General features: G+C 72.2%; 23 protein-coding genes. 7 read left to right on the top strand and 16 right to left on the bottom strand.

The window, feature by feature from the left end:
• Positions 1-256 precede the first annotated feature (256 nt).
• The 4 genes from FSW04_RS06375 to FSW04_RS06360 all read left to right on the top strand — a co-directional run bounded on the left by FSW04_RS06375 (position 257) and on the right by FSW04_RS06360 (position 2,494).
• On the top strand, positions 257-1,204 hold the full coding sequence (locus FSW04_RS06375) for an ornithine cyclodeaminase family protein (RefSeq protein WP_146917493.1): 948 nt from the start codon (positions 257-259) through the stop codon (positions 1,202-1,204).
• Between the two features lie 203 nt (positions 1,205-1,407).
• Complete coding sequence (locus tag FSW04_RS06370) at positions 1,408-1,614, top strand: hypothetical protein (RefSeq protein ID WP_146917491.1); 207 nt, start codon at positions 1,408-1,410, stop codon at positions 1,612-1,614.
• Positions 1,615-1,669: 55 nt separating this feature from the next.
• The gene (locus tag FSW04_RS06365) at positions 1,670-2,086 is read left to right on the top strand and encodes a PaaI family thioesterase (RefSeq protein WP_146917489.1); all 417 of its coding nucleotides are present in this window, start codon (positions 1,670-1,672) and stop codon (positions 2,084-2,086) included.
• A 105-nt stretch (positions 2,087-2,191) separates the two neighbouring features.
• Entirely contained in the window at positions 2,192-2,494 is a 303-nt protein-coding gene (locus FSW04_RS06360) for a phage holin family protein (protein WP_187369296.1), read from the top strand.
• Positions 2,495-2,527: 33 nt separating this feature from the next.
• Here the strand turns inward: FSW04_RS06360 and FSW04_RS06355 are convergent, their stop codons facing one another.
• On the bottom strand, positions 2,528-3,553 hold the full coding sequence (locus FSW04_RS06355) for a YciE/YciF ferroxidase family protein (RefSeq protein WP_146917485.1): 1,026 nt from the start codon (positions 3,551-3,553) through the stop codon (positions 2,528-2,530).
• A 228-nt stretch (positions 3,554-3,781) separates the two neighbouring features.
• Here FSW04_RS06355 and FSW04_RS06350 point away from each other — a divergent pair, with 228 nt between their 5' ends.
• Positions 3,782-4,315, top strand: a complete 534-nt coding sequence (locus FSW04_RS06350; protein WP_146917483.1) for a hypothetical protein — start codon at positions 3,782-3,784, stop codon at positions 4,313-4,315.
• 309 nt (positions 4,316-4,624) lie between these two features.
• On the opposite strand, the gene FSW04_RS06345 is transcribed toward FSW04_RS06350, so the two are convergent.
• Entirely contained in the window at positions 4,625-5,617 is a 993-nt protein-coding gene (locus tag FSW04_RS06345; protein ID WP_146917481.1) for an aldo/keto reductase family protein, read from the bottom strand.
• 70 nt (positions 5,618-5,687) lie between these two features.
• Here FSW04_RS06345 and FSW04_RS25720 point away from each other — a divergent pair, with 70 nt between their 5' ends.
• Positions 5,688-5,903 carry a hypothetical protein gene (locus FSW04_RS25720; RefSeq protein WP_187369295.1) on the top strand — a complete coding sequence of 72 codons (216 nt, stop codon included), beginning with the start codon at positions 5,688-5,690 and terminating at the stop codon, positions 5,901-5,903.
• Between the two features lie 176 nt (positions 5,904-6,079).
• On the opposite strand, the gene FSW04_RS06335 is transcribed toward FSW04_RS25720, so the two are convergent.
• From FSW04_RS06335 to FSW04_RS06325, 3 genes are all read right to left on the bottom strand, one after another.
• On the bottom strand, positions 6,080-6,394 hold the full coding sequence (locus FSW04_RS06335; RefSeq protein ID WP_146917479.1) for an EthD family reductase: 315 nt from the start codon (positions 6,392-6,394) through the stop codon (positions 6,080-6,082).
• Between the two features lie 93 nt (positions 6,395-6,487).
• A complete protein-coding gene (locus FSW04_RS06330) occupies positions 6,488-8,068 on the bottom strand; it encodes a class I adenylate-forming enzyme family protein (protein WP_146917476.1) in 1,581 nt (526 codons plus the stop codon).
• A 13-nt stretch (positions 8,069-8,081) separates the two neighbouring features.
• A complete protein-coding gene (locus FSW04_RS06325) occupies positions 8,082-8,510 on the bottom strand; it encodes a MarR family winged helix-turn-helix transcriptional regulator (protein WP_146917474.1) in 429 nt (142 codons plus the stop codon).
• Between the two features lie 63 nt (positions 8,511-8,573).
• Between FSW04_RS06325 and FSW04_RS06320 the strand changes: the two genes are divergently transcribed.
• Complete coding sequence (locus FSW04_RS06320) at positions 8,574-10,307, top strand: MFS transporter (RefSeq protein ID WP_146917472.1); 1,734 nt, start codon at positions 8,574-8,576, stop codon at positions 10,305-10,307.
• On the opposite strand, the gene FSW04_RS06315 is transcribed toward FSW04_RS06320, so the two are convergent.
• The 11 genes from FSW04_RS06315 to FSW04_RS06265 all read right to left on the bottom strand — a co-directional run bounded on the left by FSW04_RS06315 (position 10,285) and on the right by FSW04_RS06265 (position 24,642).
• A complete protein-coding gene (locus FSW04_RS06315) occupies positions 10,285-11,196 on the bottom strand; it encodes a MaoC/PaaZ C-terminal domain-containing protein (protein ID WP_146917470.1) in 912 nt (303 codons plus the stop codon). The genes FSW04_RS06320 and FSW04_RS06315 overlap by 23 nt on opposite strands.
• Positions 11,193-11,957, bottom strand: coding sequence for an SDR family NAD(P)-dependent oxidoreductase (locus FSW04_RS06310; protein WP_146917468.1), 765 nt, complete (start codon positions 11,955-11,957; stop codon positions 11,193-11,195). The genes FSW04_RS06315 and FSW04_RS06310 overlap by 4 nt, the downstream gene beginning before the upstream one ends.
• Positions 11,958-11,959: 2 nt before the next feature.
• On the bottom strand, positions 11,960-12,568 hold the full coding sequence (locus FSW04_RS06305) for a TetR/AcrR family transcriptional regulator (RefSeq protein WP_187369294.1): 609 nt from the start codon (positions 12,566-12,568) through the stop codon (positions 11,960-11,962).
• Complete coding sequence (locus FSW04_RS06300) at positions 12,565-13,749, bottom strand: iron-containing alcohol dehydrogenase (protein ID WP_228430942.1); 1,185 nt, start codon at positions 13,747-13,749, stop codon at positions 12,565-12,567. Before FSW04_RS06300 ends, FSW04_RS06305 begins: the two co-directional genes overlap by 4 nt.
• An 8-nt stretch (positions 13,750-13,757) precedes the next feature.
• On the bottom strand, positions 13,758-15,392 hold the full coding sequence (locus tag FSW04_RS06295; RefSeq protein ID WP_187369293.1) for an AMP-binding protein: 1,635 nt from the start codon (positions 15,390-15,392) through the stop codon (positions 13,758-13,760).
• A 110-nt stretch (positions 15,393-15,502) separates the two neighbouring features.
• Complete coding sequence (locus tag FSW04_RS06290) at positions 15,503-16,237, bottom strand: enoyl-CoA hydratase/isomerase family protein (protein ID WP_146917463.1); 735 nt, start codon at positions 16,235-16,237, stop codon at positions 15,503-15,505.
• A gap of 9 nt (positions 16,238-16,246) precedes the next feature.
• Positions 16,247-17,911, bottom strand: coding sequence for an AMP-binding protein (locus FSW04_RS06285; RefSeq protein ID WP_146917461.1), 1,665 nt, complete (start codon positions 17,909-17,911; stop codon positions 16,247-16,249).
• A gap of 1 nt (position 17,912) precedes the next feature.
• Positions 17,913-18,668, bottom strand: coding sequence for an SDR family NAD(P)-dependent oxidoreductase (locus tag FSW04_RS06280; RefSeq protein ID WP_146917458.1), 756 nt, complete (start codon positions 18,666-18,668; stop codon positions 17,913-17,915).
• On the bottom strand, positions 18,665-20,623 hold the full coding sequence (locus tag FSW04_RS06275) for a flavin-containing monooxygenase (RefSeq protein WP_146917455.1): 1,959 nt from the start codon (positions 20,621-20,623) through the stop codon (positions 18,665-18,667). The genes FSW04_RS06280 and FSW04_RS06275 overlap by 4 nt, the downstream gene beginning before the upstream one ends.
• 19 nt (positions 20,624-20,642) lie before the next feature.
• The gene (locus FSW04_RS06270) at positions 20,643-22,607 is read right to left on the bottom strand and encodes a hydantoinase B/oxoprolinase family protein (RefSeq protein ID WP_146917453.1); all 1,965 of its coding nucleotides are present in this window, start codon (positions 22,605-22,607) and stop codon (positions 20,643-20,645) included.
• Between the two features lie 4 nt (positions 22,608-22,611).
• Positions 22,612-24,642, bottom strand: coding sequence for a hydantoinase/oxoprolinase family protein (locus FSW04_RS06265; protein WP_146917451.1), 2,031 nt, complete (start codon positions 24,640-24,642; stop codon positions 22,612-22,614).
• Positions 24,643-24,651: the final 9 nt, after the last annotated feature.

The raw sequence follows: 24,651 nt of genomic DNA, 5'->3' as shown, positions 1-24,651 counted from the left end.
CGCGCACGCGCTCCAGCGTCGGCGCCGAGCGTGCCCCGCCGGTGACGTCCCAGCCGTCGGCCAGCAATCGCGCGATGACCGAGAAGCCGAGGTTGCGAGCGCCGATGACGAGTGCGGTGGGCATGGCGCCAGCGTGCCAGAGCCCGCCCGGTGGCGCTGGTTTCACGCTGGGCGGCACAGCGTCCTGGACCGAGGTCCTGGAAGGAGATATCCGGTCTCGGGATGCGCCGCTCACCGCCCGTGAGAAGCTGGCGCGATGACCGACGTCCTCATCCTCGGCCAGGCCGAGGTCGCCGCGCTGCTGGACCTCGACGAGCTCCTCCCTGCGCTCGCCGACGCCCTCCGGGCGCTGAGCGCCGGGCGCGCGTCGGTCCCGCCGCGCGTCGGAGCGAGCGCCGCGCAGGGCCTGCTCGCCGCGATGCCCGTCGCGCTGGCCGGCGTCGCGCTGGCCACCAAGCTCGTCAGCGTCTTCCCCGCCAACCACGAGCGCGGGCTGCCCTCCCACCAGGCCCTCATCGCCGTCTTCGACGAGGAGACCGGCACGCTGCAGACGCTGATGGACGGCACCCACATCACCGCCGTGCGCACGGGCGCCGCCGCCGCCGTGGCGGCCGACGCGCTCGCCCGGCCCGACGCAAGCGTGCTGGCCATCCTCGGCGCGGGCGTCCAGGGCCGGTCGCACCTCGAGGCGTTCACGCGGATCCGCGGGTTATCCGACATCCGCGTCGCCTCGCGCACCGCCGCGCACGCCGACGCGCTCGCGGCGGCCCACCCGGCCGCGCGCAGCGTCGCCACGTTCGAGGCGGCCGTCCGCGGCGCCGACATCGTGTGCTGCTGCACCGACGCCCGCGCGCCGATCCTCGACGCGGCGTGGCTGGCCCCCGGCACCCACGTCAGCTCGGTCGGCGGGACCTTCGGGCCCGAGCTCGACGCCGCCACCGTCGCCGCCGCGCAGGTCTTCGCCGAGTGGCGCGGCGCCGCCGAGCACGCGCCCCCGGCGGGCGCCCACGAGCTGCAGGGCCTCGATCCCGAGGCGGTCACCGAGATCGGCGAGGTGCTCGCGGGCACGCGTCCCGGCCGCGCCGACGCCGCCGCGCTCACCGTCTACAAGTCCACGGGCCACGCCGTGGAGGACGCCGCGGCCGCCGCGCTCGTCGACCGCCGCGCCCGGGCCTCCGGCGCCGGTCACACCGTCGTCCTCTGAGCCCGGCCCCGCCGGACACCGGCTCATCCCGTGGGCCTCCGAGGCCGGCCGGTGGTGCGGGCCGGGCGCCAGAGGGAGTACCTTGGGCCGGCAGCGATCCGGGGCGCAGGGTGACCAAGGCCCACCATTCCAGCCAGGACCACGGTGCCCAGATGACCATGATGCAGCGACTCGCGCGGCGGTCCCGCTCAGCGCCCGCCGCGATGCCCGCCCCCGAGGGTCCCGCGTTCACCGCCCTGCTGCACGACGGGCCACTGCGCGGCCTGCGCGTGCCGACCGAGATCGTCCAGGGCCGCCCGCCGTGCACGATCGACGTTCCCAACGGCAGCGCCGGCGTGTGCCGGTACTGCCTGAAGGAGTGGGGCGAGACCGGCAGCACCGCCGGCTACACCTATCTGTACGCCGTGTAGCGCGAGCCCGGGACCCCTCCCCCGGCGCCCGGGCCACCGCCCGCCCTGTGCGAAGATGCCCGGCACCGAGATGGCCGACGACGACGACCCCCGCTTCGGGCCGGGCCCGTTCGCGGGCCTGCTCGGCTTCCGGATCCTGCATGCCGACCGCGACGGCGCCACGGTGGAGGCCGACCCGGGGCCCGAGCACGGCAACCGCATCGGCATCGTGCACGGCGGCTTCCTCAGCGCGCTGCTGGACACGACCACCGGCTGGGCCGTCCAGGCGCACCTCCCGCCAGGCATCGGGGCACCGCACGTCCAGATGAGCATCCAGTACGTGCGCGCCGCGGCGACCGGCGCCACGCTCTCCTGCCGCGGGCGGTGCGTCAGCGCCGGGCGCAGCATCTGCTCGGCCGAGGCCGAGATCACCCAGGGCGACCGCGTCATCGCGCGCGCGGTCACCAGCCACGCCGTGCTGCAGGCCTCCTAGCGCCCGCGCTGACACGGCGGCGGCGACCGCGGCCGGGCGACTACCATCACGCCCATCGCCCGCGCCATCGCCATCCGCTGGGCCTCCAACGTCGCGGCGCTCTTCGTGGCCGCGTGGCTGCTGTCCGGCGTGACCTACGGGGACCGCTGGTGGACGCTGTTCGTCGCGGCCGCCGTCTTCACCGTCGTCAACGCGTGGGTCAAGCCCGCGGTGGCGCTGCTGTCGATCCCGTTCATCATCGTGACGCTCGGGGTCGCCTACCTCCTCATCAACGTCCTGATGCTGTACGTCACGGACTGGATCGTGCCCGCGTTCGACATCCGGACGTTCTGGTGGGGCGCGCTGGCCGCGATCGTGGTCAGCGCCGTCAACGGCGTGCTGGGCCTCGTCCTGCCCGACCGGCGCTAGCCGGCCGGGTCCGAGGACGTGCCGGCGCCGGGGTCAGGCGGCGGCGCTGTGCTCGCGGTCGGCGACCTTCAGGACGCCGGCGCGCTGCTTGTGGGAGCGCTCGTAGGCGCGGACCTTGCCCGCGCGATCGGCGTCACCCTCGGCGAGGACGGCCTGCACCTCGGCGACGTTGAGCTCGTCGTAGCCGGCCCACGGCTCGTCGCCGCGCAGCGCGGTGATGCGGCCCAGGACCGTCGTGCGCCGCTGGTTGCGCCGCTCGTAGGCGTCGATCTTGGCGAGGTCGATCTGCGACAGCGCCGGCAGGCGGCCGGCGATGTCCTCGGCGGTCAGCTCGTCGTAGCGCGGGATCGCCAGGTCACCCTCGGAGGCGACGGCGCCCTTGACGCGGCCCTCGGCCTGCGCCACGCCGGGGACCTTGCGGGCCTTGCGCGCCGTGCGCTTGGTGGCGGCGGTCGCCTTGCGGGCCGCGTCCTCGGTGGCCTTGGCGGCGTCGCGGACGGTGTCGGCCGCGCCCGTGGTCATGACGTCGAAGGAGCGGTCGCCGCGGACGTCGGCGCCGACGACGGCGTCGGTCAGCTTGGGGATCTCGCGCAGGACGCGCTCGAGCATCCGCTGCTCGTCAGCCAGGATCGACGCGGCGAGGTCGGCCGTGTCGTCGTCGCCGACGGCGCGGGCCAGGCGCTCGAGGGCGGTGTAGGTCGCGATCTCCAGCGCCTCGGTGGCGCAGGCGTCCTTGGCGTTCTTGAGGACCTTCTCGTCACCACCGGAGCCGCGGACGAGGTCGAGCGGGGTCTTGCCGAGAGCGAGGGCCTGCCCGACGACGGTCTCGGCGAAGCCGACGATCGCGGCCAGGGGGTTGGAGCCGTGGCCGAGCTCGTCCAGGCGCCAGGCGACGCGACCGGCGTGCGAGCGGGTCTCCTGGAGGTGGGTCTCCAGGCCCGTGCGGTAGGTGCCGCGCGGCGTCATCGCGATCTGCGACTGGAGCACGCGGGTGAGGGCCTGCTCGCTGGCGTGGGCCTCCTGGAGGTACTGCACGACCTTCTGCTGGGCGGCGTTCATGGGACGTCCTGTGGGTTCGCTGGCGGAGGATCCGCGGGCGCTGGGCCGGCGCGGGGGGAGCCCGGGGTGTGCCCGGTGGGCGCGACGGCCAACCGGCGTCTCCGTACTTGCGGGCAGCGTCTGTGCGGACTGCCACAGATGCGCCGGAGGGCCCGGGGGTGGTTCCCCGCCGCGGCCACGCGGGGCGCTACGGCTGATCGGCGCGCGGAGAGTGCATAGCTTCGGGCCATGCGCTCCTTCCTCACCCGCATCACCACCCTCACGCCCATCGCCGTGGGCCTCGCGCTCGGCATGGTGGCGGCCGGCGTCCTGGCCGTCGTCGGCGGCAGCTACGCCTGCGCGGTCGTCCGCGACCAGCTGGCGCCCCAGAAGATCACGTTCCCCCAGAACCAGGCCCAGGGCCTGTTCCCCGACCTCAAGCAGTACGCCGGCCAGACGGTGGACAACGGCGCCAAGGCCAAGGCCTACGCCGACAAGTTCATCAACCGCCACCTTCAGGAGGTCGCCGGCGGCCAGACCTACGCCCAGGTCAGCACGAAGGCGCTCGCCGCGCCCGACGACCAGAAGCTCGCCGCCCAGAAGGCCACCCTGTTCCAGGGCGAGACGCTGCGCGGCCTGCTGCTGAGCGTGTGGGGCTGGAGCGTGGTCGCCACGATCGCCACGATCGGCGGCATCCTGCTCATCGTGCTCGGCGCGATTCTCGCCGGCCTGCCGCTGACGGCGCTGGCGCTGGGACGCGAGCGCAAGCTCGTCGCCGCATGAGGGAGCCGGCGGGAGCGCCACGGCGGCGACGCCGTCACGCCGCGGTGCGTGCGGCCGTCCGCCAGCGGCCGGCGCCGACGTGGCGGCGCTTGAACGCCGCGGCGAACGCGGGCTCCGACGCGTAGCCCGGCGAGCGCGCGATCGCCGCCAGGCGCTCGTCGGTGCGTGCTCGAGCGACTCGCGCACGAGGACGGCGTCGCCCGCCACCATGCGCATGGCGCGGGCGGGCTCGTCGGCCCACCCGTGGGCCTCCCCCGCGTCCACGACGGTGGACGGGCAAGATCGTGCTGCTGCCGCCGGGATCCCCCGTCAGCGGTGCGTGACGCCCCGCCTGGCCCCCGGCGCGAGGCGCGGCTCGGTGAGCGCGACGCCCTCCAGGGCCGCGTCCATCGCGGCGATGACGTCGTCGCCGAGGTCGATGTCGGCCGCCTTGGCGTTGTCGTGGACCTGCTCGGGCCGCGACGCGCCGATGATGGCCGACGCGACCTCGGGCCGGCGCAGGACCCACGCCAGCGCGAGCTGGGCCGGCGTCAGGCCGGCGCCCTCGGCGATCGGCAGCAGCTCCTGCACGGCGGTCAGCGCCGCGTCCTCCAGCCGCGGGCGGATGAACGTGCTCATGGCGTCGCTGGCGGCGCGCGAGCCCTCCGGCGGCGGCTCGCCCGGGCGGTACTTGCCCGTGAGCACGCCCTCGGCCAATGGCGACCAGACGATCTGGGAGATGCCGTGCTCGGCGCACAGGCCGAAGACCTCCCGCTCGGGCCCGCGCCACAGCGCCGAGTACTGCGGCTGCGAGGACACGAACTTGGCCGCGCCGGGCACCGCCAGCCCGGCGCGGATCTGCTCCGGGTCCCACTCGGAGAAGCCGATGGCCCGGGCCTTGCCCGAGCGCACGACCTCGGTCAGCGCCTCCATGGTCTCCTCGACGGGCGTGTCGACGTCGAAGCGGTGGCACTGGTACAGGTCGACGTGGTCGGTGCGCAGCCGGCGCAGCGAGCCGTCGATCTGCTTGGCGATCTGGGCGGCCGACAGGCCGTTGTCCTCGTCGGTCATCGGGAAGAAGACCTTGGTGGCCAGGATGTAGGAGTCGCGCGGATAGCCCGACAGGATCTCCCCCCAGGCCTCCTCCGCGGCGCCTTTGCCGTACATGTTGGCCGTGTCCAAGAACGTGATCCCGGCGTCGAAGGCGGCGCGGGTGCACGCCTCGGTCTGCTCGCGCTCGATCCCCCCTGCGTAGGTGAGCCAGGAGCCGAGGGAGATGGCCGAGACGTCGATGTCGGAGTCGCCGAGCTTGCGGAAGCGCATGGGCCTAGTCCTACCAGCTTGCCGCGCGCTGCCGAGCGCCCCCGGCGCGATCGGAGTACCGTCGGCGTGGATGGCCGACTCCGCCGACATCGAGCAGCTCCGCGCCGAGGCGCGCCATCACCGCCAGCGCCTGGAGCTCTACGAGGCCCGGTCCTACGGACCGCGGCCGACGAGCGCCGTGCGCCTGCGCGAGTACCGCCGCGCCGCCGAGGCCGCCGAGGCGCGCCTGCGCTTCGCCGAGGAGCAGGCCCGCGCCGCCGGCGAGGATCCTCCCCGCGCGCCCTGAGCCGCCGCCCGCGGCATAGGCTGCGCGCGTGAGCGCCCGCCGGACGATCACGTCGCGTCTCCTGGCCGTCCTGGCCGCGGGTGACCGGCGCGTCGCGGTCTACACGGAGCGCAACGGCGGCGGGGCGCCGTCAACGTCCGCGACGTGCCGCTGCGCAGCGTGGCGGCCTGCCGGGCCTAGATGGCCTGGACGACCTCCACGTTGTACTGGGAGAAGTGGCGGGCGAACTCGCCGGCGTCGGCCGCCGTCTCGGCGAACTCAGGGCTCTGGAGCGCCGCCTCGTAGCCCGCGCGGTCGTCGAAGTCGAAGATCGCGAAGCCGGCGATCTCCTCGCCCTCGACGCCGGCCGCCTCGGTGACCGGGCACAGGCGATAGCCCACGACGTGCGGGATCTTCATCCCGAGCTCCTTGTGCACCCCGAGCCAGTGCTCGCGCATCTGCTCCTGCGTGCGGTCAGCACGCCGGTAGATCTCGAAGATCACGGTGAACATCGGCAGGCTCCCCTTCGTCGAACGCAGGCTGGCGCCACCCTCCGTGCTGCGGACGCCGCGGGCAACTGGCGCATCCGCCAGCCTGCGGCGCCGTCAGTCGGCCCGGGCCGCCGCGCGGCGCAGCTCCTCGCGCAGCTCGCCCTTGCGGATCTTGCCGATCGAGGTCTTGGGCAGCTCGTCGCGCAGCTCCACGATCGACGGCACCTTGAACCGGGCGAGCCGGTCGCGGCACCATGCCTGGAGCTCCTCGGCGGTCACGGTCGCCCCGGCGACGGGCACGACGAGCGCGACGACGATGTCGGTGCGCACCGGGTCGGGCACGCCGACCACCGCGCACTCCTCGACGGCCTCGTGGTCGGCCAGGACGCCCTCGACCTCGCTCGCCGCGACGTTCTCGCCGTTGGGCTTGAGCATGTCCTTCATGCGGTCGACGAAGTGGAACTGGCCCTCGTCGTCGCGATAGCCGACGTCGCTCGTGCGCACCCAGCCGTCGACGAGCGTCGCCGCCGTCACGTCGGGGTCGCGGTAGTAGCCGCGCATGACGCCGGGCGAGCGCACAACGATCTCGCCGGGCTCACCGTCGGGCACGGGCGCGAGCTCCTCGTCGACGACGGCGACCTCCCAGCCCTGCAGTGGCGGCCCGAGGTGCTGGTGCCCCAAACGCGCCCCGACGTCCAGAGGAGTCAGCGTCGCGCCGCAGCAGGTCTCCGTCATGCCGTAGATCATGATCGGGCTGACCCCGAAGCGGTCGGCGAAGGCCAGCAGCTCGTCGCGGTCCAGCGGCATGCCGTAGCTCATGACGCGCAGCGCGTGCTCGCGGTCGTCGGGCCGGGGCTCGGCGCCGAGCAGCACGCGAATCGGGCCGTTGATGAGGTGGCCGATCGTGATCTCGTGGTCGCGCACCCAGCCCCAGTACTGCGAGGCGCTGAACCTCGGCACGAGCACGAACCGCGCGCCGCCGAGGACCGCAGCCATCATCTGGAACATCATCGCGTTGATGTGGAACAGCGGCATGCACGTCAGGACCCGGTCGGCCGGCTGCATGCGCAGGTGCTCGGCGAACGACCGCGCGGTGTAGGCCGACTCGCCGTTGCCGAGCATCACGCCCTTGGGGCGCGACGTCGTGCCCGACGTGTACATGATGATCGCGAGGTCGCCCGGTGCCCCGCCGCCCGGGGCCCGGGCCGGGTCGCCCGCGGCGATGAGGTCGTCCAGCGTCGGCGTCCCGTCGCCCTCCGGCCCGTCGATGATCAGGTGGCAGCCCACGCCGTCGACGGCCTCGCGCGCGACGTCGAGCAGGTCTGGCGCGGCGACCACGCCCCAGGCGCCGGAGTGCTCGACGACGTAGCGCAGCTCGTCGGGCGCGTACTGGGCGATCGTGGGCACCGTGGTGGAGCCCACCTCCTGCAGCGCCCAGAACGCGAGCATGAACCCGAGCGTGTTGCCCGTGTGCAGCACGCAGCGGTCGCCCGGCTTCAGGCCGGCGTCCAGGAGGCCGGCGGCGAGCCGGCGGACGCGGTCGGCGAACGCGCCCCACGTCAGCGACGTGGTGCCGGCGGGGCCGGCGAAGTCGATGAACGGCCGGTCCTCGGCCGTCCGCGCCCAGTGGTGCAGCGAGGTGATGAGACGGCGCGGGTCGCCGTCGGGGCGCAGGCCGGGATCGAAGACGCTCATGCCCGGGATCACATCAGATGTCCGCCAGGCGGCGCAGGAGCACCAGGCCGGCGTGCAGCGTCTCGCGCTCGCCGGCGTCGAGCTCGCGCTCCAGCGCCTCGGCGAGCCAGCCCTCGCGGCGCGCCCGCGTGTCGCTGAGCATCACGTGCCCGGCCTCGGTCAGCTCGACGAACGCGCGGCGGCGGTCGTCGGGATCGGGGCGCCGGGACACGAGGCCGGCCCGCTCGAGGTCGCGGACGGTCTGGGCCATCGACTGCGGGCGCATCCGCTCGGCCGTGGCCAGGTCGCTGATGCTGGCCGGCCCGAAGCGGTCGAGCCGGGCCAGGAGCGTGAACTGCGCCACGGGCGGGCCGGGCTCGGCGCGCAGGCGGCGCACGAGGCGGCCGACGGTCGTCCGCAGCTCCTGCGCCAGCTGGGCCGTGGTGGTCTGCTCGGCCTCCATGGCGGCAGTGTAGAGGACGATTGGACAGGTCACCTGTACAGGTACCCTGTAGGGTTGATCGGCGTGACCACCGACCGCTACAAGTGGACCGCGCTGGCCAACGCGACGCTGGCGGTGCTGCTGGCCACGCTGGACGGGTCGATCACGATCATCGCGATGCCCGACATCTTCCGGGGCATCCACCTCGACCCGCTCGTCCCCTCCAACTCCTTCTACCTGCTGTGGATGATCCTGGGCTACCTCGTGGTCACGAGCGTGCTCGTCGTCAGCCTCGGCCGGCTGGGCGACATGGTCGGGCGCGTCAGGATCTACAACCTCGGCTTCGTCATCTACACGGTGGCCTCGCTGCTGCTGGCCGTGGACTGGATGACGGGTCGCAGCGGCGCCGCGTACCTCATCGGCTTCCGGATCGTGCAGGGCATCGGCGGCGCCTGCCTGCTGGCCAACGCCGCGGCGATCATCACCGACGCCTTCCCCGCCCACCAGCGCGGCATGGCGCTCGGGCTCAACAACATCGTGGGCGTCAGCGGCACGTTCGTCGGGCTCGTGCTGGGCGGCATCCTGGCCCCGATCGACTGGCGCCTGGTCTTCCTCATCTCGGTGCCCGTCGGCGTCCTGGGCACCGTCTGGGCCTACCGCAGCCTGCGCGAGATGAGCGAGCCGCGCCCTGCGCCCATCGACTGGGCCGGCAACGTCACGTTCGCCGCCGGGCTCATCCTCGTGATGACCGCGGTGACCTACGGCATCCGCCCGGCCGGCGGACACCCCATCGGCTGGGGCAGCCCGCGGGTGCTCGGCCTGCTGGCCGGCGCGGCGGCCTGCCTCGTCGCGTTCCTGCTCGTCGAGCGGCGCAGCGCGCATCCGATGTTCCGGCTGCCGCTGTTCCGCATCCGTGCGTTCTCCTTCGGGACGCTGTCGACGTTTCTGTCCTCGGTCTCCCGCGGCGGCCTGATGTTCATGCTCATCATCTGGCTGCAGGGCATCTGGCTGCCCCAGCACGGCTACAGCTTCACCGAGACGCCGCTGTGGGCGGGCATCTTCATGCTGCCGCTCACGCTGGGCATGCTCGTCGCCGGCCCGGCCTCGGGCTACCTGTCGGACCGCTTCGGCGCCCGCCCGTTCGCGACGGCCGGCATGCTGCTCACCGCCGTCTGCTTCGCGCTGCTGCTCCTGCTGCCGACGGACTTCGCCTACGCCCAGTTCGGCGCGATCCTGCTCCTCATCGGGATCGGCATGGGCATGTTCGCCTCACCCAACCGGGCCGCGGTGATGAACAGCCTGCCGCCCGCCGACCGCGGCGCGGGCGGGGCGATGAACCAGACGTTCCAGAACTCCGCGCAGGTCCTGTCGATCGGCATCTTCTTCACGCTGATGATCATCGGGCTGTCGGCCACGCTGCCGGCGACGATGAGCGCCGGGCTGCAGGCCCACGGCGTGCCCGCCGCCACGGCGCACCAGGTCGCCGGGCTCCCGCCCGTCTCCATCCTGTTCGCCGCCTTCCTGGGCTACAACCCGGTGCAGCACCTGCTCGGCCCGCACGTGCTGGCCGGCCTCTCGCCGCACGACGCCTCGGTGCTGACGGGCAGCACGTTCTTCCCCGGCCTGATCTCGGGACCGTTCCGCGACGGGCTGCACGCGGCCTTCGCGTTCGCGATCGCCGCCTGCCTCATCGCCGCCGCCGCGTCGTTGCTGCGCGGCGGGCGCCCGGTGGCCGGCGACGGGCCGGAGCCCGCCGCCGCGCCCCGGCGCCGGGGCCTGCCGGCGCCCGAGCCGCTCAGCTCCCCCCGGTCAGGGTGACGAAGCCCTCGCTGAGCACGCGCTCGCCCTTGTCGTTGTGGGCCTCGAACTGGATCTGGTCCTCGCCCTCGACGGGCGCCGCGGTCACCGTCACCGTGGCGCCCATGGTCACCGTGCCCACGAAGCGCGCGCGGATGCCGCTGACACGCGACGGGTCGCCGTCGGCGTGGGCGCCGACGATCGTCGACACCACGCGCGCCAGCGTGGCCGTCCCGTGCAGGACCGGGGCCTCGAGGCCGGCGTCGCGCGCCGCGCGCGGGTCGGTGTGGATCGGGTTGTAGATCCCCGAGCACTCGCTGTAGAGGATGGCCTCGCTGGGCGGGATCTCGAAGCTCCCGATCGTGTGCAGCGGCGGCGGCTCCAGGGGCTGGTAGTGCTTGGTCATCCCCTCGCTGATGCCGTCGATGAGCTGGACGCCGATGTAGAGGATGCCCTCGCGCGTCTCGGCGACGAGCTCGCCGTCGGCGTCCTTGGTCGTGAAGCCCATGCCGGCGTAGATGCCGACGGAGCGCTGCAGGGCCGTCTCGAGGTGGGCGGTGGTGACCAGGTGGTCCCCGGGCCGGATCGGCCGGTAGAGGCGCACGTCGTGGCTGACGTGCAGCCCGGCGTGGGCGCGGGGCTCGAGCCCGTGGATGTTCGGGGCTCCCTGCGAGAACAGCGGCCACTCCACGCAGGCCGGGAACATGGGATGGGCGATGATCCCGCCTGGACGCTCGAGGTCCACCAGGGCCGGGCTGTCGTCGTGCACGGCGGTCGCGAACGCGACGAGCCAGCGCTCGTCGATGAGGTGCTCGACCGGCTCGGTCGGATCGCCGAGCCTGGGCTCGTCGACCTTGACCATCAGGGGCGGCGGCAGGTCGGGGACGCTGATCGGCTCGGACGTGCTCACGTGGTGACTCCTCCATCGATGTTGAGGACGGCGCCGGTCATGTACGTCGCCTCCTCGGACAGGAACACTGCAGCTCTGGCGATCTCCTCGGCGCGGCCGAAGCGCCCCAGCAGCGTGAGGGCCAGCAGCCGCTCCCGGGCCCGGGGGGAGACGCTCGCGTTGGCGTCGGACTCCACGAAGCCGGGGGCGAGGATGTTGACACGGGTGCCGTCGCGCGCGAGCTCGCGGGCCAGCGACTTGCCGAGGCCGACGAGGCCGGCCTTCGCGCTGGCGTAGGCCGTGTCGCCGGGGAAGCCCGCGATGCCCACCATCGACGACATGAGGACGATGCTGCCCTCGGGGCTGCGCCGGATCACGGGCACGGCCGCGCGCACGCAGCGGTACACGCCGCCCAGGTCGATCTCCACGACGTTCCACCACGCCTCGGGGTCGAGCTCGTCGATGCGGCCGCCCGCCCACATGCCGGCGTTGAGGATCGCACCGTCCAGGCGGCCCCAGCGCTCCAGGATCGCGTCGACGACGGGCTGGGCGTCGTCGCGCGCCTGGTCGTAGCGCAGCACGAGCGTGTCGGCGCCTGCGGCACGGGCCTGGGCGGCGACCTCCTCGGCCGCCTGCTCCTGCTCGCGGTAGGTGAAGCACAGGTTCAGGCCGCGCCCGGCGAGCTCGCCGACGATCGCCCGGCCCAGCCCGCGCGAGCCTCCCGTGACGAGGACGACGCGGCCGGCGCCGCCGGCCGTCGGGTCTTCGGATGCCGCGGCCATGGTCAGTCCCTCGGTCGGTGGCCGCGCAGGCCGTCGAGCAGCACGGTGCAGAAGACGTCGGCCAGCTCGTCGGGCGACAGCCGGCCGTTCTGGCGGATCCAGAGGTAGGCGTAGTTGTGCATGCCGAGCATGCCCTTGACGATGACGGGGTCGACGGGCGCGAACTCGCCTGCGGCGACGCCGTCGGCGATCACCCCACGCCAGATCGCCTCGTAGCCGGCGCGCTGGCGCACGAGCAGGCGGCGGTACTTCGGCGACATGAGGTCGACCTCGCGGAAGTACACCGTCAGCGCCGCCAGGTTGTCATACAGGTTGTTCATGAGCACGCGGCTCATCGCGCGCAGGCGGCCGGCGGCGTCCAGCTCCGGGTCGGCGAGCACGCCCTCGGTGTCCTCGAAGAGCTCGTCGAGGCCCAGGCGGCTGATCTCGAAGAGCAGCTGCTCCTTGCTGCCGATGTGGTGGTACAGCGCACCGCGCCCCAGCCCGACGGCGCGCGAGATGTCCTCGACGCCCGTCGCGTGGTAGCCCTGGCGCGCGAACAGCTTGGCCGCCTCCTGCCGGATGAAGCGCTTCTGGTCCGGCCGGACGGTGGAGGTCGGCGCCGCGCTCACCAGACCTTCTCGAGGAGCTCGTAGACGACCTGCTCGTCGACCTTGCGGGGCGCCTCGCGGACGACGAGGTCGCCGAGCGTGGCCTTGGCCACGGCGTCCATCTTCTCGCGCGGCACGCCGAAGTCGCTGACGCGGCGCGGCACCCCGAGCTCGTCGAAGAGGCGCTCCATGTGGTCGGCGGCCGGCGCGGAGGGATCGCCGCCGCGCGCCAGGACCTTCGCCATCGCGGCCTGCTGGTCGCGGGTCACGGGCTCCAGGAAGCGCATGACGTGGGGCAGCATGATGCAGGACGTCACGCCGTGCGGGATGCCGACGGCGCCGAGCTGGTGACCGATCCCGTGCGAGAGGCCCAGCGAGACGTTGTGGACGCCGATGATCGACATCCACGCGGCGATCTGGCACTGCAGCGCGGCCTCGTGGTCGTCGGCGTCGGCGACCGAGCGCGGCAGGTTCTCGGCCAGGATCCCGAGCGCTCCGGTGGCCAGCCACGTCGTGAAGGGGTGAGCGTTCTTGGCGTAGGCCGTCTCGACGGCGTGATCCAGCGCGCGCACGCCGGTGGTCGCCCACAGGTCGCGCGGCGTGAGCGCGGCCAGTGCCGGGTCCAGGACCACGGTGGTCGGCGTCAGGTTGAGGAAGACGTGCAGGTCCTTCGTGTCGCGCTCGTGGTCGACCGAGCCCGCGAACCCGTCCCACTCGGCGGCCGACAGCGTCGTCGGGACCGCGATGACCGGCAGCGGCTCGGCGGTCTGCGGGCGGATCTTGATGATGTCGGGATACTCGAACTTCACGGCGTACTCGGCCAGGCCCGCCGTGTCGTCGATGCCCTCGCTGACGCCCAGCGCGGCGAGCTTGGCGGCGTCGACCGGCGAGCCGCCACCGACCGCGACGAACACGTCGGCATCGGCCTTGCGGGCCTGCTCGATGAGCTCGACGACCCGCTGGACGGGGTTGTGGGCCTCGACCTTGTTGTAGACATCGACCACGCGGTCGCCCAGGCTCTCCACCAGCGCGGCGAACCCCTCGCCCGCGCTGACCGAGCGGCCCGTGACGAGCATCGCGCGCTTCAGGCCGCGCTCGTCGAGCTCCCCGGCGAGGGACGCCGTCGCGCCCGATCCCTGGATCACCCTGCGGGTGCGGGGCATCTCGAACACGCGCAGCTCGGTCATGGTGGTGGCTCCCATCGTCGTGGTCATCCCTTCACAGGTTGGTGATCGCTGGTGCCCTGCGACAGGCGCTCGCCGCGCAGGATGATCCCGGCCGCCTCACGGTCCCAGGTCTCGGCCGTGATCGCCTCCTCGCGCAGCAGCGTCTTGCGCACCTTGGAGGTCGGGGTCTTGGGGAGCTCGTCCAGGATTCGGATGTAGCGCGGGACCATGTAGTAGGCCATGCGCGGGCGCAGGAACTCGATGAGCTCCAGCGGGTCGATCGTCGCGCCGGGCACGGGGGCCACGGCGGCGAGGACCTCGTCCTCGGAGATCTCGCTGGGGACCGCGATGACGGCGACCTCGCGCACACCCGGGAAGGCGGCGATCTCGACCTCGACCTCCATGGAGGAGATGTTCTCGCCCCGGCGGCGGATCGCGTCCTTGAGCCGGTCGACGAAGAAGTAGTTGCCGTCGGCGTCGCGGCGGGCGGCGTCGCCGGTGTGAAACCAGCCGTTGCGCCAGGCGGCGGCCGTCGCCTCGGCGTTGGCGTTGTAGCCGTGGTTCATCATCCACGGCCCGTCGGTGCGGACGATGATCTCGCCGACCTCGCCGACCGGCACCTCGCAGTCGTTGGCGTCCACGAGGCGGATCTCGTGGCCCGGGCGCACCCTGCCGCACGTGCCGCGCAGCGTGGGGTTGACGTCGCTGAGGATCGGCGCGCCGAGCTCGGTCATGTTGAAGATCGTGTAGACGTCGCAGCCGAAGCGTGTGCGGAAGCCCTCGACGTCGTCGATGAGGGGCACGATGTAGGCGGTCTTGAGGGGGTTGTCGGCGTCGTCGGGCGCGGGCGGGCGGCTGGCCACGAAGTTGCCCATCACCCCGAGCAGGAACACGACGGTGCTCTGCGTGTCGCGGATCTGGGACCAGAAGCGCTCGCCGCTGAAGTGGCTGACGACCGCCACCGAGCCGCCGTTGATCAGCATGGCGTACAGCAGCGTGGCGCCACCGACGTGGAACATCGGCATGTTGATCATGTACCGCTCGGTCGGCCCCATCCCCGGCATCTCGGGGTGGCCGAACATCGCCCGGGCCTGCGCGTAGGAGGACAGCACGCCCTTCGACGGCCCGGTGGTGCCCGACGTGTAGAGGATGGCCTGCGTGTCCCAGGGCTCGGTCGGCCGCGGCGGCGGCTCCGGCGCGTCGGGGCCGGGCAGCGTGGCCGCGTCGAGGTGCTCCAGGCCGGCGACGGGCTCCTGCACCGCGCCGACGGTGATGACCGTCCGCACGGCGCCGCGCTCCTCGATCTCGGCCAGGCGCGGCAGCAGCTCGGCGTGCACCACGGCGATCGCGGCGCCCGAGTTGACGAGCACGTGGCTGAGCAGGCCGCCGCGGTAGGCGGTGTTGATCGGGACGTACACCGCGCCGAGGTAGTTCAGCGCGAACCAGAAGCGGACCATGTGCGGGCCGTTGGGCAGCCAGCAGACCACCGTGTCGCCCTGGGCGACGCCGAGCGCCTGCAGGGCCGCGGCCGTCCGGCGCACGTCGGCGAGCATGCTCGCGTTCGTCCACGGCGGGTCCTCCTCGAACAGCGCGAAGATCTCGTCGGGCGCCTCCTGCGCGCGACGGTGCAGCACGTCATAGAGAACGCAGGCGTCCCGGGAGGGGACTCGCGGATCCATGGTCACGGCTCCTCGACCCGAGCCCGGCCGCGGCCGGGGATGTGAACTGGAACGATCGGTACACTCCCATCGTCTGCGCCGCCGTGTCAAGTGTGGCGTGGACGGGTCGCTCAACCGGCTGCGCGGCGGCCGCGCAGCAGACGCTCGAGCAGGTCGAGCTCCTCGCGGTACCCCGTCAGCGCGGCCGCGCCCTCGGGCCCGCGGAAGATGCGGCGCGCCTCGCGCACGGCGTCGGGATCCAGCGCCGCGAGGCGGCCGGCGACGTCGAGCGCGAGCGCCAGGAGCGCGTCGCGGTCGTCGGCCAGCGCGGCGACGGTGCCCGCGGCGTGGGCCTCGCCGGCCTCCAGGCGCTCGCCGAGCAGCAGCATGCGCTGGGCCTTGAACCAGGGGGCCAGGCGCTTGATGTGGCTGCCGCCGCCGGTGAAGCCCAGCGCCACCTCGGGGATGGAGAAGTGCATCGTGGGCACGGCGACGAGCACGTCGCACTCGGTCGTGATCGCACAGCCGCCCCCGACGGCAGGGCCGTTGAGCGCGCCGACGACCGGCTTGGGCATCGCGCCCAGGGTCGTGAACATGCGCCAGCCGGCGGCGGTCGCGGCCGACGCGCCGTCGCCGCTCTCGAAGTCGCGCATGTCGGTGCCCGCGCAGAACGCGCGCTCGCCCGCCCCCGTGAGCACGACGGCCCGGACGCCCGGATCGGCGGCGACGGCCTCCAGCGCGTCGGCCAGGTCGTGGTAGCCGGCCGCGCCCAGCGCGTTGACCGGCGGGCGGTCGATCGTCAGCAGCGCGACGCCGTCGTGCTGGGGGTCCGCCTCGATGCGGACGGCGCCCGCGGTGGAGGCCACGGCCGCCCCTCAGGCCCCGGCCTGCGGCGCGCCGGCCACCTCGAGGGCCTGCTCGCGCAGCACGAAGCGCTGGATCTTGCCGGTGGCGGTCATCGGCCACTCGTCGACGAACACGAACGTGGCGGGGATCTTGTAGTTGGCCAGGCGGTCCTTGCAGAACGCGCGCAGCGCGGCGCTGTCGACCTCGGCGCCCTCGCGGGCCTCGATGAACGCCAGCCCGACCTCGCCCAGGCGCTCGTCGGGGATGCCGACGACGTAGGCCTGGCGGACGGCGGGGTGCTCGGCCAGCGCGGCCTCGATCTCGGCCGGGTAGGCGTTGCTGCCCCCGACGATGAACATGTCGCTCATCCGGCCGGTGATGGCCAGGTAACCCTGCTCGTCGAAGACCCCGAGGTCGCCCGTGTGGAACCAGCCGTCGGCGTCGATCACCTTGGCCGTGGCCTCGGGGTTCTTGTAGTAGCCCTGCATGAGCAGGTGCCCGCGGACGCAGACCTCGCCCTCAACCCCGGGCCCGAGCTGCTGGCCGCTGTCGGGCGAGACCAGCGTGACCTCGAAGTCCGAGACGGGCAGCCCGACGCCGCGGTAGATGATCTCGCGGGGGTCGCCGGGCCGCGGGCTGGTGGTCACCGACGTCGTCTCGGTCATCCCGTAGACCGGCAGGAGGTTGGCGATGCCGAGCTTCGTGATGACGGCGTCGATGACCTCGCGAGGGTTCGAGGCGCCGCCGATCCACCCCGAGCGCAGCGTCGACAGGTCGAAGTCACCCAGCCGCGGGTGGTTGATGAGGTCGATGAAGTGCGTGGGAATGCCGCTCATGACCGTCGCGCGCTCGGCCTGGATGAGCTCGAGCGCCGCGGTCGGGTCCCAGCGGTCCATGAGGAGCATCGCGCCGCCGGTGATGAGCGGCGGCAGGATCCCGGTGAAGCCGCCCGCCACGTGGAAGAACGGCATGTGGTTCATGATCCGGCAGTCGACGTCGAGGTCCATCGTCTCGGAGATCGAGCACTCGTTGCGCAGGATGACGTGCGAGTGCACCGCGCCCTTGGGGTGGCCGGTCGTCCCCGACGTGTAGACGATGATCGTCGGCTCGTCGTAGGCGCCCTCGTCGCGGCGCGCGTCGAGCTCGGCGTCGCCGATCGCCTCGCCGGCCGCCACGAACGCGTCCCAGCCCTGGGTCCCGTCGGGCACGCGATCGCCGTGGACGACGACGCGCTCGAGCTCGGGGAAGCCCTCGGCGTTCGGCGGCCCCTCGCCCGCGAGGTCGGGGCACAGGCGGTCGAGCATGCCCAGGTAGTCGATGCCGACGAACTCGCCGACCATGACGAGCAGCCGGGCGTCGCTCTGGTGGACGATGTAGCGGACCTCCTCGGTCTTGTAGCGCGTGTTGACCGTGACGATCACCGCGCCGACGTGGGCGGCGGCGAACCACGTCAACACCCACTCGACCGTGTTGGGGCACCAGAGCGCGACGTGGTCGCCGCGCTGGAGGCCGGCGGCCATCATCGCCTTGGCGACGCGCCGCGAGGCGGCCTCGGTCTCCGCCCACGTCATCCGCACGCCGGGGGCGACGATGGCCTCCCGGTCGCCGTGCTCCTGCGCGGCGCGCTGCAGGAGCTGGGCGATGGTCAGCGGCTCCCACGGATAGCGGTCGCCGGACTCCCCCTTGACGATCACCTCAGTACCCCTTGCCGCTGACCCAGCCGCCGTCGACGCACAGGAACTGCCCGGTGACGTAGGCCGCCGCGGGGCTGCACAGGAAGATCGCCGGCCCGGCGAGGTCCTCCGGGTGCCCCCACCGGCCGAGCGGGATGCTGTCGACGATGAGCTTCGTCCGGTCCGGGTCCTGGAAGTAGTGGGCGATGAGCGGCGTCTCGATGACGCCCGGGCCGATGGCGTTGACGCAGATGCCCTGCTCGCCGAGCTCGAAGGCCATGGCCTTGGTCAGGCCGATCACGCCGGCCTTGCTCGCGATGTAGGCGGCGCGGTTGCGCAGGGCCAACAAGCCGGCGATCGACGCGATGTTCAGGATCCGCCCCGGGCGGTCGACCATGCGCCGCGCGACGGCCTGGCCGACGATGTACACGCCGGTAAGGTTGACGTCCAGCGTGCGCTTCCACGGCTCGAGCTCGTGCTCGAGGAACGGCGCCTCGTGGCGGATGCCCGCGTTGTTGACGAGGAAGTCGAGCTGGCCGAAGCGCTCGTGCGCGGCGCCGACCGCCGCCTCGACCGCCTCGGGATCGGTCACGTCGACGCCGCCGTAGGCGACCGCCGACGCGCCGAGCTCCTCGGCGGCCTGCTCAGCCGCCGCCGCGTCGGCCTCGAGGATCGCCACCTGCGCGCCGGCGGCGATGAAGGCCTCGGCGAGGCCGCGCCCGATCCCGGACCCGGCCCCGGTGATGATGCCGCAGTGGCCCTCGAGGGCCACGCTCACGAAGCCGTCTCCTGGCCGGCGCCGACCGGCTCGGCGTCACCGTGCGGAGGCTCGGTCACGTAGTCCTCCATGTCGGCCTTGCGCGTGCGGTACCACGAGTCAATGATCCGGAACGGGGTGTTGACGATGACCCGGCCGCGCGAGTTTCGGTAGTAGGTCGTCATACCCTGATGGGTCCAGACCATCTGCTCGTGCGCGGCGTCGACGCGGGCGTTGTGCTCCTCGTAGGGCTCGGGCCGCACCTCGGCGACCGCCTGGCCTGCGTCGAGCATCTGCTCGAGGATGCTCATCGTGTAGTTGAGCTGCTGCTCGGCGGTGCCGATCAGGCTGCCGCCGTGGCCGGCCTGCGTGTTGGGACCGTAGATGATGAAGAAGTTCGGGAAGTCGGGGACCGCCGTGCCCAGGTAGGCGCGCGGGTTGTCCTCCTCCCAGGTGTCGCGCAACGTCGTGCCGGAGCGCCCTCGGACCTCGATGGGGCCGAGGAACTTCGCGACGTCGAAGCCGGTGGCGGCGACGAGCACGTCGGCCTCGTACTCCTGGCCGTCGACGGTCACGACGCTCGTCGGCGTGACCTTGGCGATCGGCTCGGTGACGAGCTCGACGTCGTCGCGCAACAGCGTGTCGTACCAGCCGTTGTCGAGCAGGATCCGCTTGCCGTAGGGCGGATAGGTCGGCGTGACCTTCTCGAGCAGGTCGGGCCGGTCGGCGAGCTTGCTCTCCATGTAGCGGATGAAGAACTTGCGGTGGCCGTCGTTGATCTCGTTGACCGAGCGCTCGGGGTGGGGCCAGTCCGGGTCCTTCTGCAGCGTGACGTGGATGCGGTCGTTGAACGTCCAGCCCGCCCGCAGGCGATACCAGAGGCGATACAGCGACACGCTCTGGGACAGCTGGCGCAGCGGCTCGGGCACGTCGGCGTGGAAGAGCTCGAACGGCGCCGCCCACTGCGGCGAACGCTGGAACTGGGTGACCGACGCGGCGGTGCCGGCGATGGCCGGGACGAGCTGCATCGCGCTCGCGCCGTTGCCGATGACCGCGACGCGCTTGCCGGTTAGGTCCAGGTCGGCGGGCCAGTCGGCCGTGTGCACCAGCGGGCCGGCGAAGTCGTGCAGGCCCGGGATGTCGGGCCACTTCGGCGTGCGGAACGCGCCGACGCAGCTCACGATGACGTTGGGCGTCGCCGTCTCCGTGCTGCCGTCGGCCTTGCGCAGGGTGACCTCCCAGCGCTGGGCGTCCTCGTCGTAGGCGGCGGCCGTCACGGTCGTCTCGAACGAGATCGAGTCGCGCAGGTCCTTGTCGGTGACGATCTCCTGCAGGTAGCCGTACAGCTCGTCGCGCAGGGCGAAGTACTTCGTCCAGTCGTGCGGCGCGAACGAGAAGGAGTACAGCGCGCTGGGCGTGTCGACGCCGCAGCCCGGATAGCGGTTCTCGTACCACGTGCCGCCCACATCGTCGTGCTGCTCGACGATGCGGAACGGGATCCCCGCATCTCGGAGCCGCAGCGCCGCGGCGATGCCCGAGACGCCCGCGCCGATCACCAGCGCGTGGAAGCCCTCGGGCACGTTGGGGAGGCGGGGGCCGGTGGTGTCGGCATCCTGCGCCTCGCGCTCGGCCACGAGCATCTCGCCGTACTCGGGCGCGACCTCCTCGCCCATGGCCCAGGAGAGCATCCGGACCATCATCTCGGGCGAGGGATCGGGCAGCGCGACGGGCTCGCCGTCGCGCCACGCCTTGATCGCCTCGAGGGCCGCCTGGCGGATCTCCGTCTGGAGCTCCTCGGGCAGCCCTCCGTCCGTGTTGTCGTCCAGCCCGCGGTTGCGTGAGGGCTGGTAGGGGGGCTCCAGCCATCGGGTGTCCCCGGTGAGCTGGACCAGGACGGGCAGCAGGGTCGGCACATTGGCGATCGCCAGGGCGTCGGCCAGCTGCTCGTCGTTCATGGTCGTCGGGGTGATGGACATGGAGCCCCTCCTCTTCCTGTTAGGCGGCGCTGCGCATCTCCTCGCGCAGCTTCTCGGTCGCCGCCGTGTCGACGGTCAGGCCCTCGGGATCGTTCTCGGGATCGCCGTTGACGATCACGCCGTAGTCCCGCTTGGCCCCCTCGATGGACACGTAGCCGTCGCGGACGTCGACCATGACGCGCTCGGGCTCACGGTCCAGCGCGGTGCCCCAGCCGCCACCGCCGTTGGTGAGGTAGCGGAACACCGTGTTCGGCTTGGTCTTCCAGATCGGCACGCGGGCGAAGTAGTAGTACTCGCCCTCGGGATCCGGGAGCTTGGTGTCGGCGTTGAGCACGCCGGCGACCGGGATCGCGTCCTTCGGCGAGGCCGCGCCCTTCGGAGGCAGGTTCTGCTCCTTGGGGACGTCGAACACCTCGGGCTCGATCACCCATGCGCCGCCGCTGCCGGCCGAGCCGCCGCCGTTGACCCCGGTGCCCGAGGGCTCCTTGAAGTGCAGCGGCATCGAGTAGTGGTCGGTGTCACGCGAGAACAGCGTGTCCTTGAGCACCGCGGCACCGCCGCGGTTGTACCCCGGGCCGCCGGAGTCCGGCATGTACTCCTTGCGCAGCACCACCGCGGGGATGTCGGCCTCGATGGCCTCCGTCGCCGGGTCGATGTTGTTGGCCAGGTAGAACACCTGGTACGAGTCGGCGTCGCCGTGGCTCGTCGCCCCCCAGGGCCCATGCTCGCCGCCGCACTGCGCGGCCGTCAGCCACGGCGTCCCGTCCTCCAGCACGCCGTTGGCGTTGTGGATGGACAGGCAGTTGAAGTCCGGCGCGATCGCCTTCTCACCGAGCGCATCGCCGAGGGCCCTGAAGATCGTGTTCAGGACCGACATCGAGCTCTCCCAGTACAGGAAGATGGCGCCGTCCATCGGGTAGGCGTTGCAGATCGACGCCTCCGGGATGACGATGTCGATGTCGCGGTAGGCGCCCGAGGTGAACGGCGACACCGGATCGAACAGGTACTTGAACGCCACCCCGACCGCCGTCTTGGTGTCCAGGTAGCCGGCGTTGATCGAGGTCCGGGCCTGGCGCGAGCTGCCGCTGAGGTCGACCTCGACGCGGCGGCCCTTCTTGACGATCTTGACGTGGATCTTCAGGCCGCCCTCATCGTCGGCCTGGCCGTCGGCGTCGAGCGCCAGGTCCTCGGCCTCGTAGACGCCGTCGGGCACCGCGTCCATGACGGCGTCGCCCATCGTCTCGGCCGAGACGTCGCACGAGTAGCGCATGGCGCCATGGACGGAATCCAGGCCGTAGCGCTCGATCGTCTCGAGCATCTGGCGCTCACCGAGGCGGAGGTTCTCGCAGGTCGTCTTGATGTCGGGCAGCAGGAGCCCGCCGAAGCGGGCGTTGTCGAAGATCATGCTCCACGCATGCTTGACCGGGACGTCCTCCCGGTAGAGCAGCTGGGGGGCGATGACCAGGCCGTTCTCGAAGACGTCCTTCTTCGTGCCGGCGAAGCCGCCCGGCACGACGCCGCCCATGTCGAGCATGTGGGGCTGCAGGTTGACGAACGCGACGATCTCGCCCTCGTAGAACACCGGCCGGATGAAGCAGACGTCGTTGACGTGCGTGCCGCACCGGTACGGGTCGTTGACCATGAGGATGTCGCCCTGGCGCAGGTTCTCCGGGCCGTACTCGGTCACGGCGTTGCGCACGGCCTCACCCATCGTGCCGATGAACAGCACGAGCGAGTTCGACACGGCCGGCATCGGATAGCCCATCGAGGGCGGACCCGAGATCGTCGCCGCGAAGTCGTACCAGTCGCGCAGGATCACCGAGAAGGCGTTGTTCAGCAGGCCGGTGCACATGTGCTGCACGAGGTAGCGGAACCGGCTGCCCAGCACCGAGGCCGTGAAGCGCTCGCAGTTGTAGCGCGCCTCGAACTCCGCGTCCGAGAGGTCCTTGATGCGAGTCTCGGGGGACTCAATCAGATCGGTCATGGTCTCAGCTTCCCTTCGTGATGATGATCTCGCCGTACTGGCCGATCGTGGCCGTCTGGCCGGGGCAGACCTGCGTCGTCGAGAGCTCCTCGCGGATGATCGCGGGGCCCTGGATGACGTCGCCGGACTGCAGCTCATGGCGGTGGTACTCCAGCGCCGTGACCTCGTCACCGTAGATGTAGCGGAGCGTGATCTCACGGCCCGCCTTGGGGGCGCCGCCGTTGCGGGCCTCGATGGGCTGGTAGGCCACCTTCTCGATGGCCACCTTCGCCTGGGCGCGGTAGATGACCCCCTGGACCGGGAGCGCGTCGAAGCGGTTGCCCGAGCGCGCCACGTACGCGACGTGGAAGCTCTCGATCATCTCCTCGATCTGCTCCGGGCCGATCTTCCCGTCCGGGACCTCGATGAACGGGGTCTCCCAGGTCTGGCCGACCAGGCGGGCGTCGAACGTGCGGATGAACTCCGCCTTGTCGGCGTCCTCGCCCAGCTCCTTGCGCAGCCCCGCCTCCATCTCGCTGAACAGCGCGTCGATCGACTCGGCGCTGTCAGGGGTGAGCACCTTGTAGGAGGTGCGGGAGTCCGCGTAGACCAGGTCGGAGCTCAGCAGGCCGAGCGCCGAGAACAGGCCCGGGTGCGGCGGGACGATGACGCTCTTGACGCGCGTCTCCTCCAGCAGCGCCGGGAGCATCATCGGGCCGGCGGCGCCGAAGGCCAGCAGCGAGTAGTCACGCGGGTCGACGCCGTGGGCGATCGAGATGTCGACGATGCCCTCGGCGATGTTGTTGAGGCCCATGCGGTAGGCGTAGGCCACGCGCTGGCTGAGGTCCAGCGTCGTGTCCAGGTCCATGAAGGCCTTCTCGGCCAGGGCCGGGTCCAGGCTCAGGGTCCCGCCCGCGAACTCGCCGGGGTCCAGGATGCCGATGAGCAGGAACGCGTCGCTCATCGTCGGGATCGTGCCGCCGCGGCCGTAGGCCGCAGGCCCCGGGTCCGCACCGGCGCTGCCGGGGCCGACCTTGACCTCGCCCGCGGGCGAGATGGAGATGAGCGAGCCGCCGCCCGCGCCCAGCGACGCGATCTCGGTCGACAGCGCGTTGACCACGAGGTCGTGCTCGAGCTCGAACGTCGTGTTCACGGTCGGCTGGCCCTCGGTGACGATGCTGATGTCGCACGAGGTGCCGCCGACGTCGGCGCACAGGAGGTTCGAGGCCTGGATGCGCTCACCGAAGTGCGCCGAGGCCACCGTGCCCGCCGAGGGGCCCGAGAACACGACCCGGAACGGTGCGGCCATCGCGACGTCGCGCGCCACGAGCTGCGCCGCGCAGTCGGCGAAGTTCAGCTGGCCCGGGAAGCCGAGCTCGCTGAGGCCGTCGGACAGCCGCGTCGAGTACGCGTCGTAGATGAGCTTCATGAAGACGTCGACCGTGGTGGTCGACGCGCGCGGGTACTCCTTGGCCAGCGGGGAGACCTCGGCCGAGATGGAGCAGGCGATGTCGCTGCCGAGCTCCTCGAAGACGAGCTCGCGGAGGCGCATCTCGTGGTCGGCGTTGACGTAGGAGTTGAGGAGGCAGATGGCGACCCCCTCGATGTTGCACTTCTTGAGGATCTTGAGCTGCTCGCGGGCCTGGGCCTCGTCGAGCTCGAACAGGACCGAGCCGTCGTTGCGGATGCGCTCGCGGATCCCGCGGCGCAGGTAGCGCGGCACCAGCGGCCGGCCGGCATCGCCGAACGTCCGCCGCCAGCTCGCGTCGGTCAGGGCCTCGAGGGGGCGCCAGGTGCGCCCGAAGTCGAGGATGTCGCGGTGGCCCTCGCTCGTGAGGAACGCGATCTTCGGCAGCCGCCGCGTGATGATCGCGTTCAGGCCGACCGTGCTCGCGTGGTTGAAGACCGTGGCGCCCTCGACGCCGACCTTCTCCGCACCGGCGAGCACCGACTTCTCGGTGTTCGTCTGCTCGGTGGGCACCTTCGTCGTGATGATCTCGCCGTCTCGGACCGCCACCACGTCGGTGAACGTGCCGCCGACGTCAACTCCCAGCATCGCCATAGC

Source organism: Baekduia soli, from assembly GCF_007970665.1.
GTDB classification, from domain to species: Bacteria; Actinomycetota; Thermoleophilia; order Solirubrobacterales; family Solirubrobacteraceae; genus Baekduia; species Baekduia soli.
This window is presented reverse-complemented; position numbering and strand designations above follow the sequence as displayed.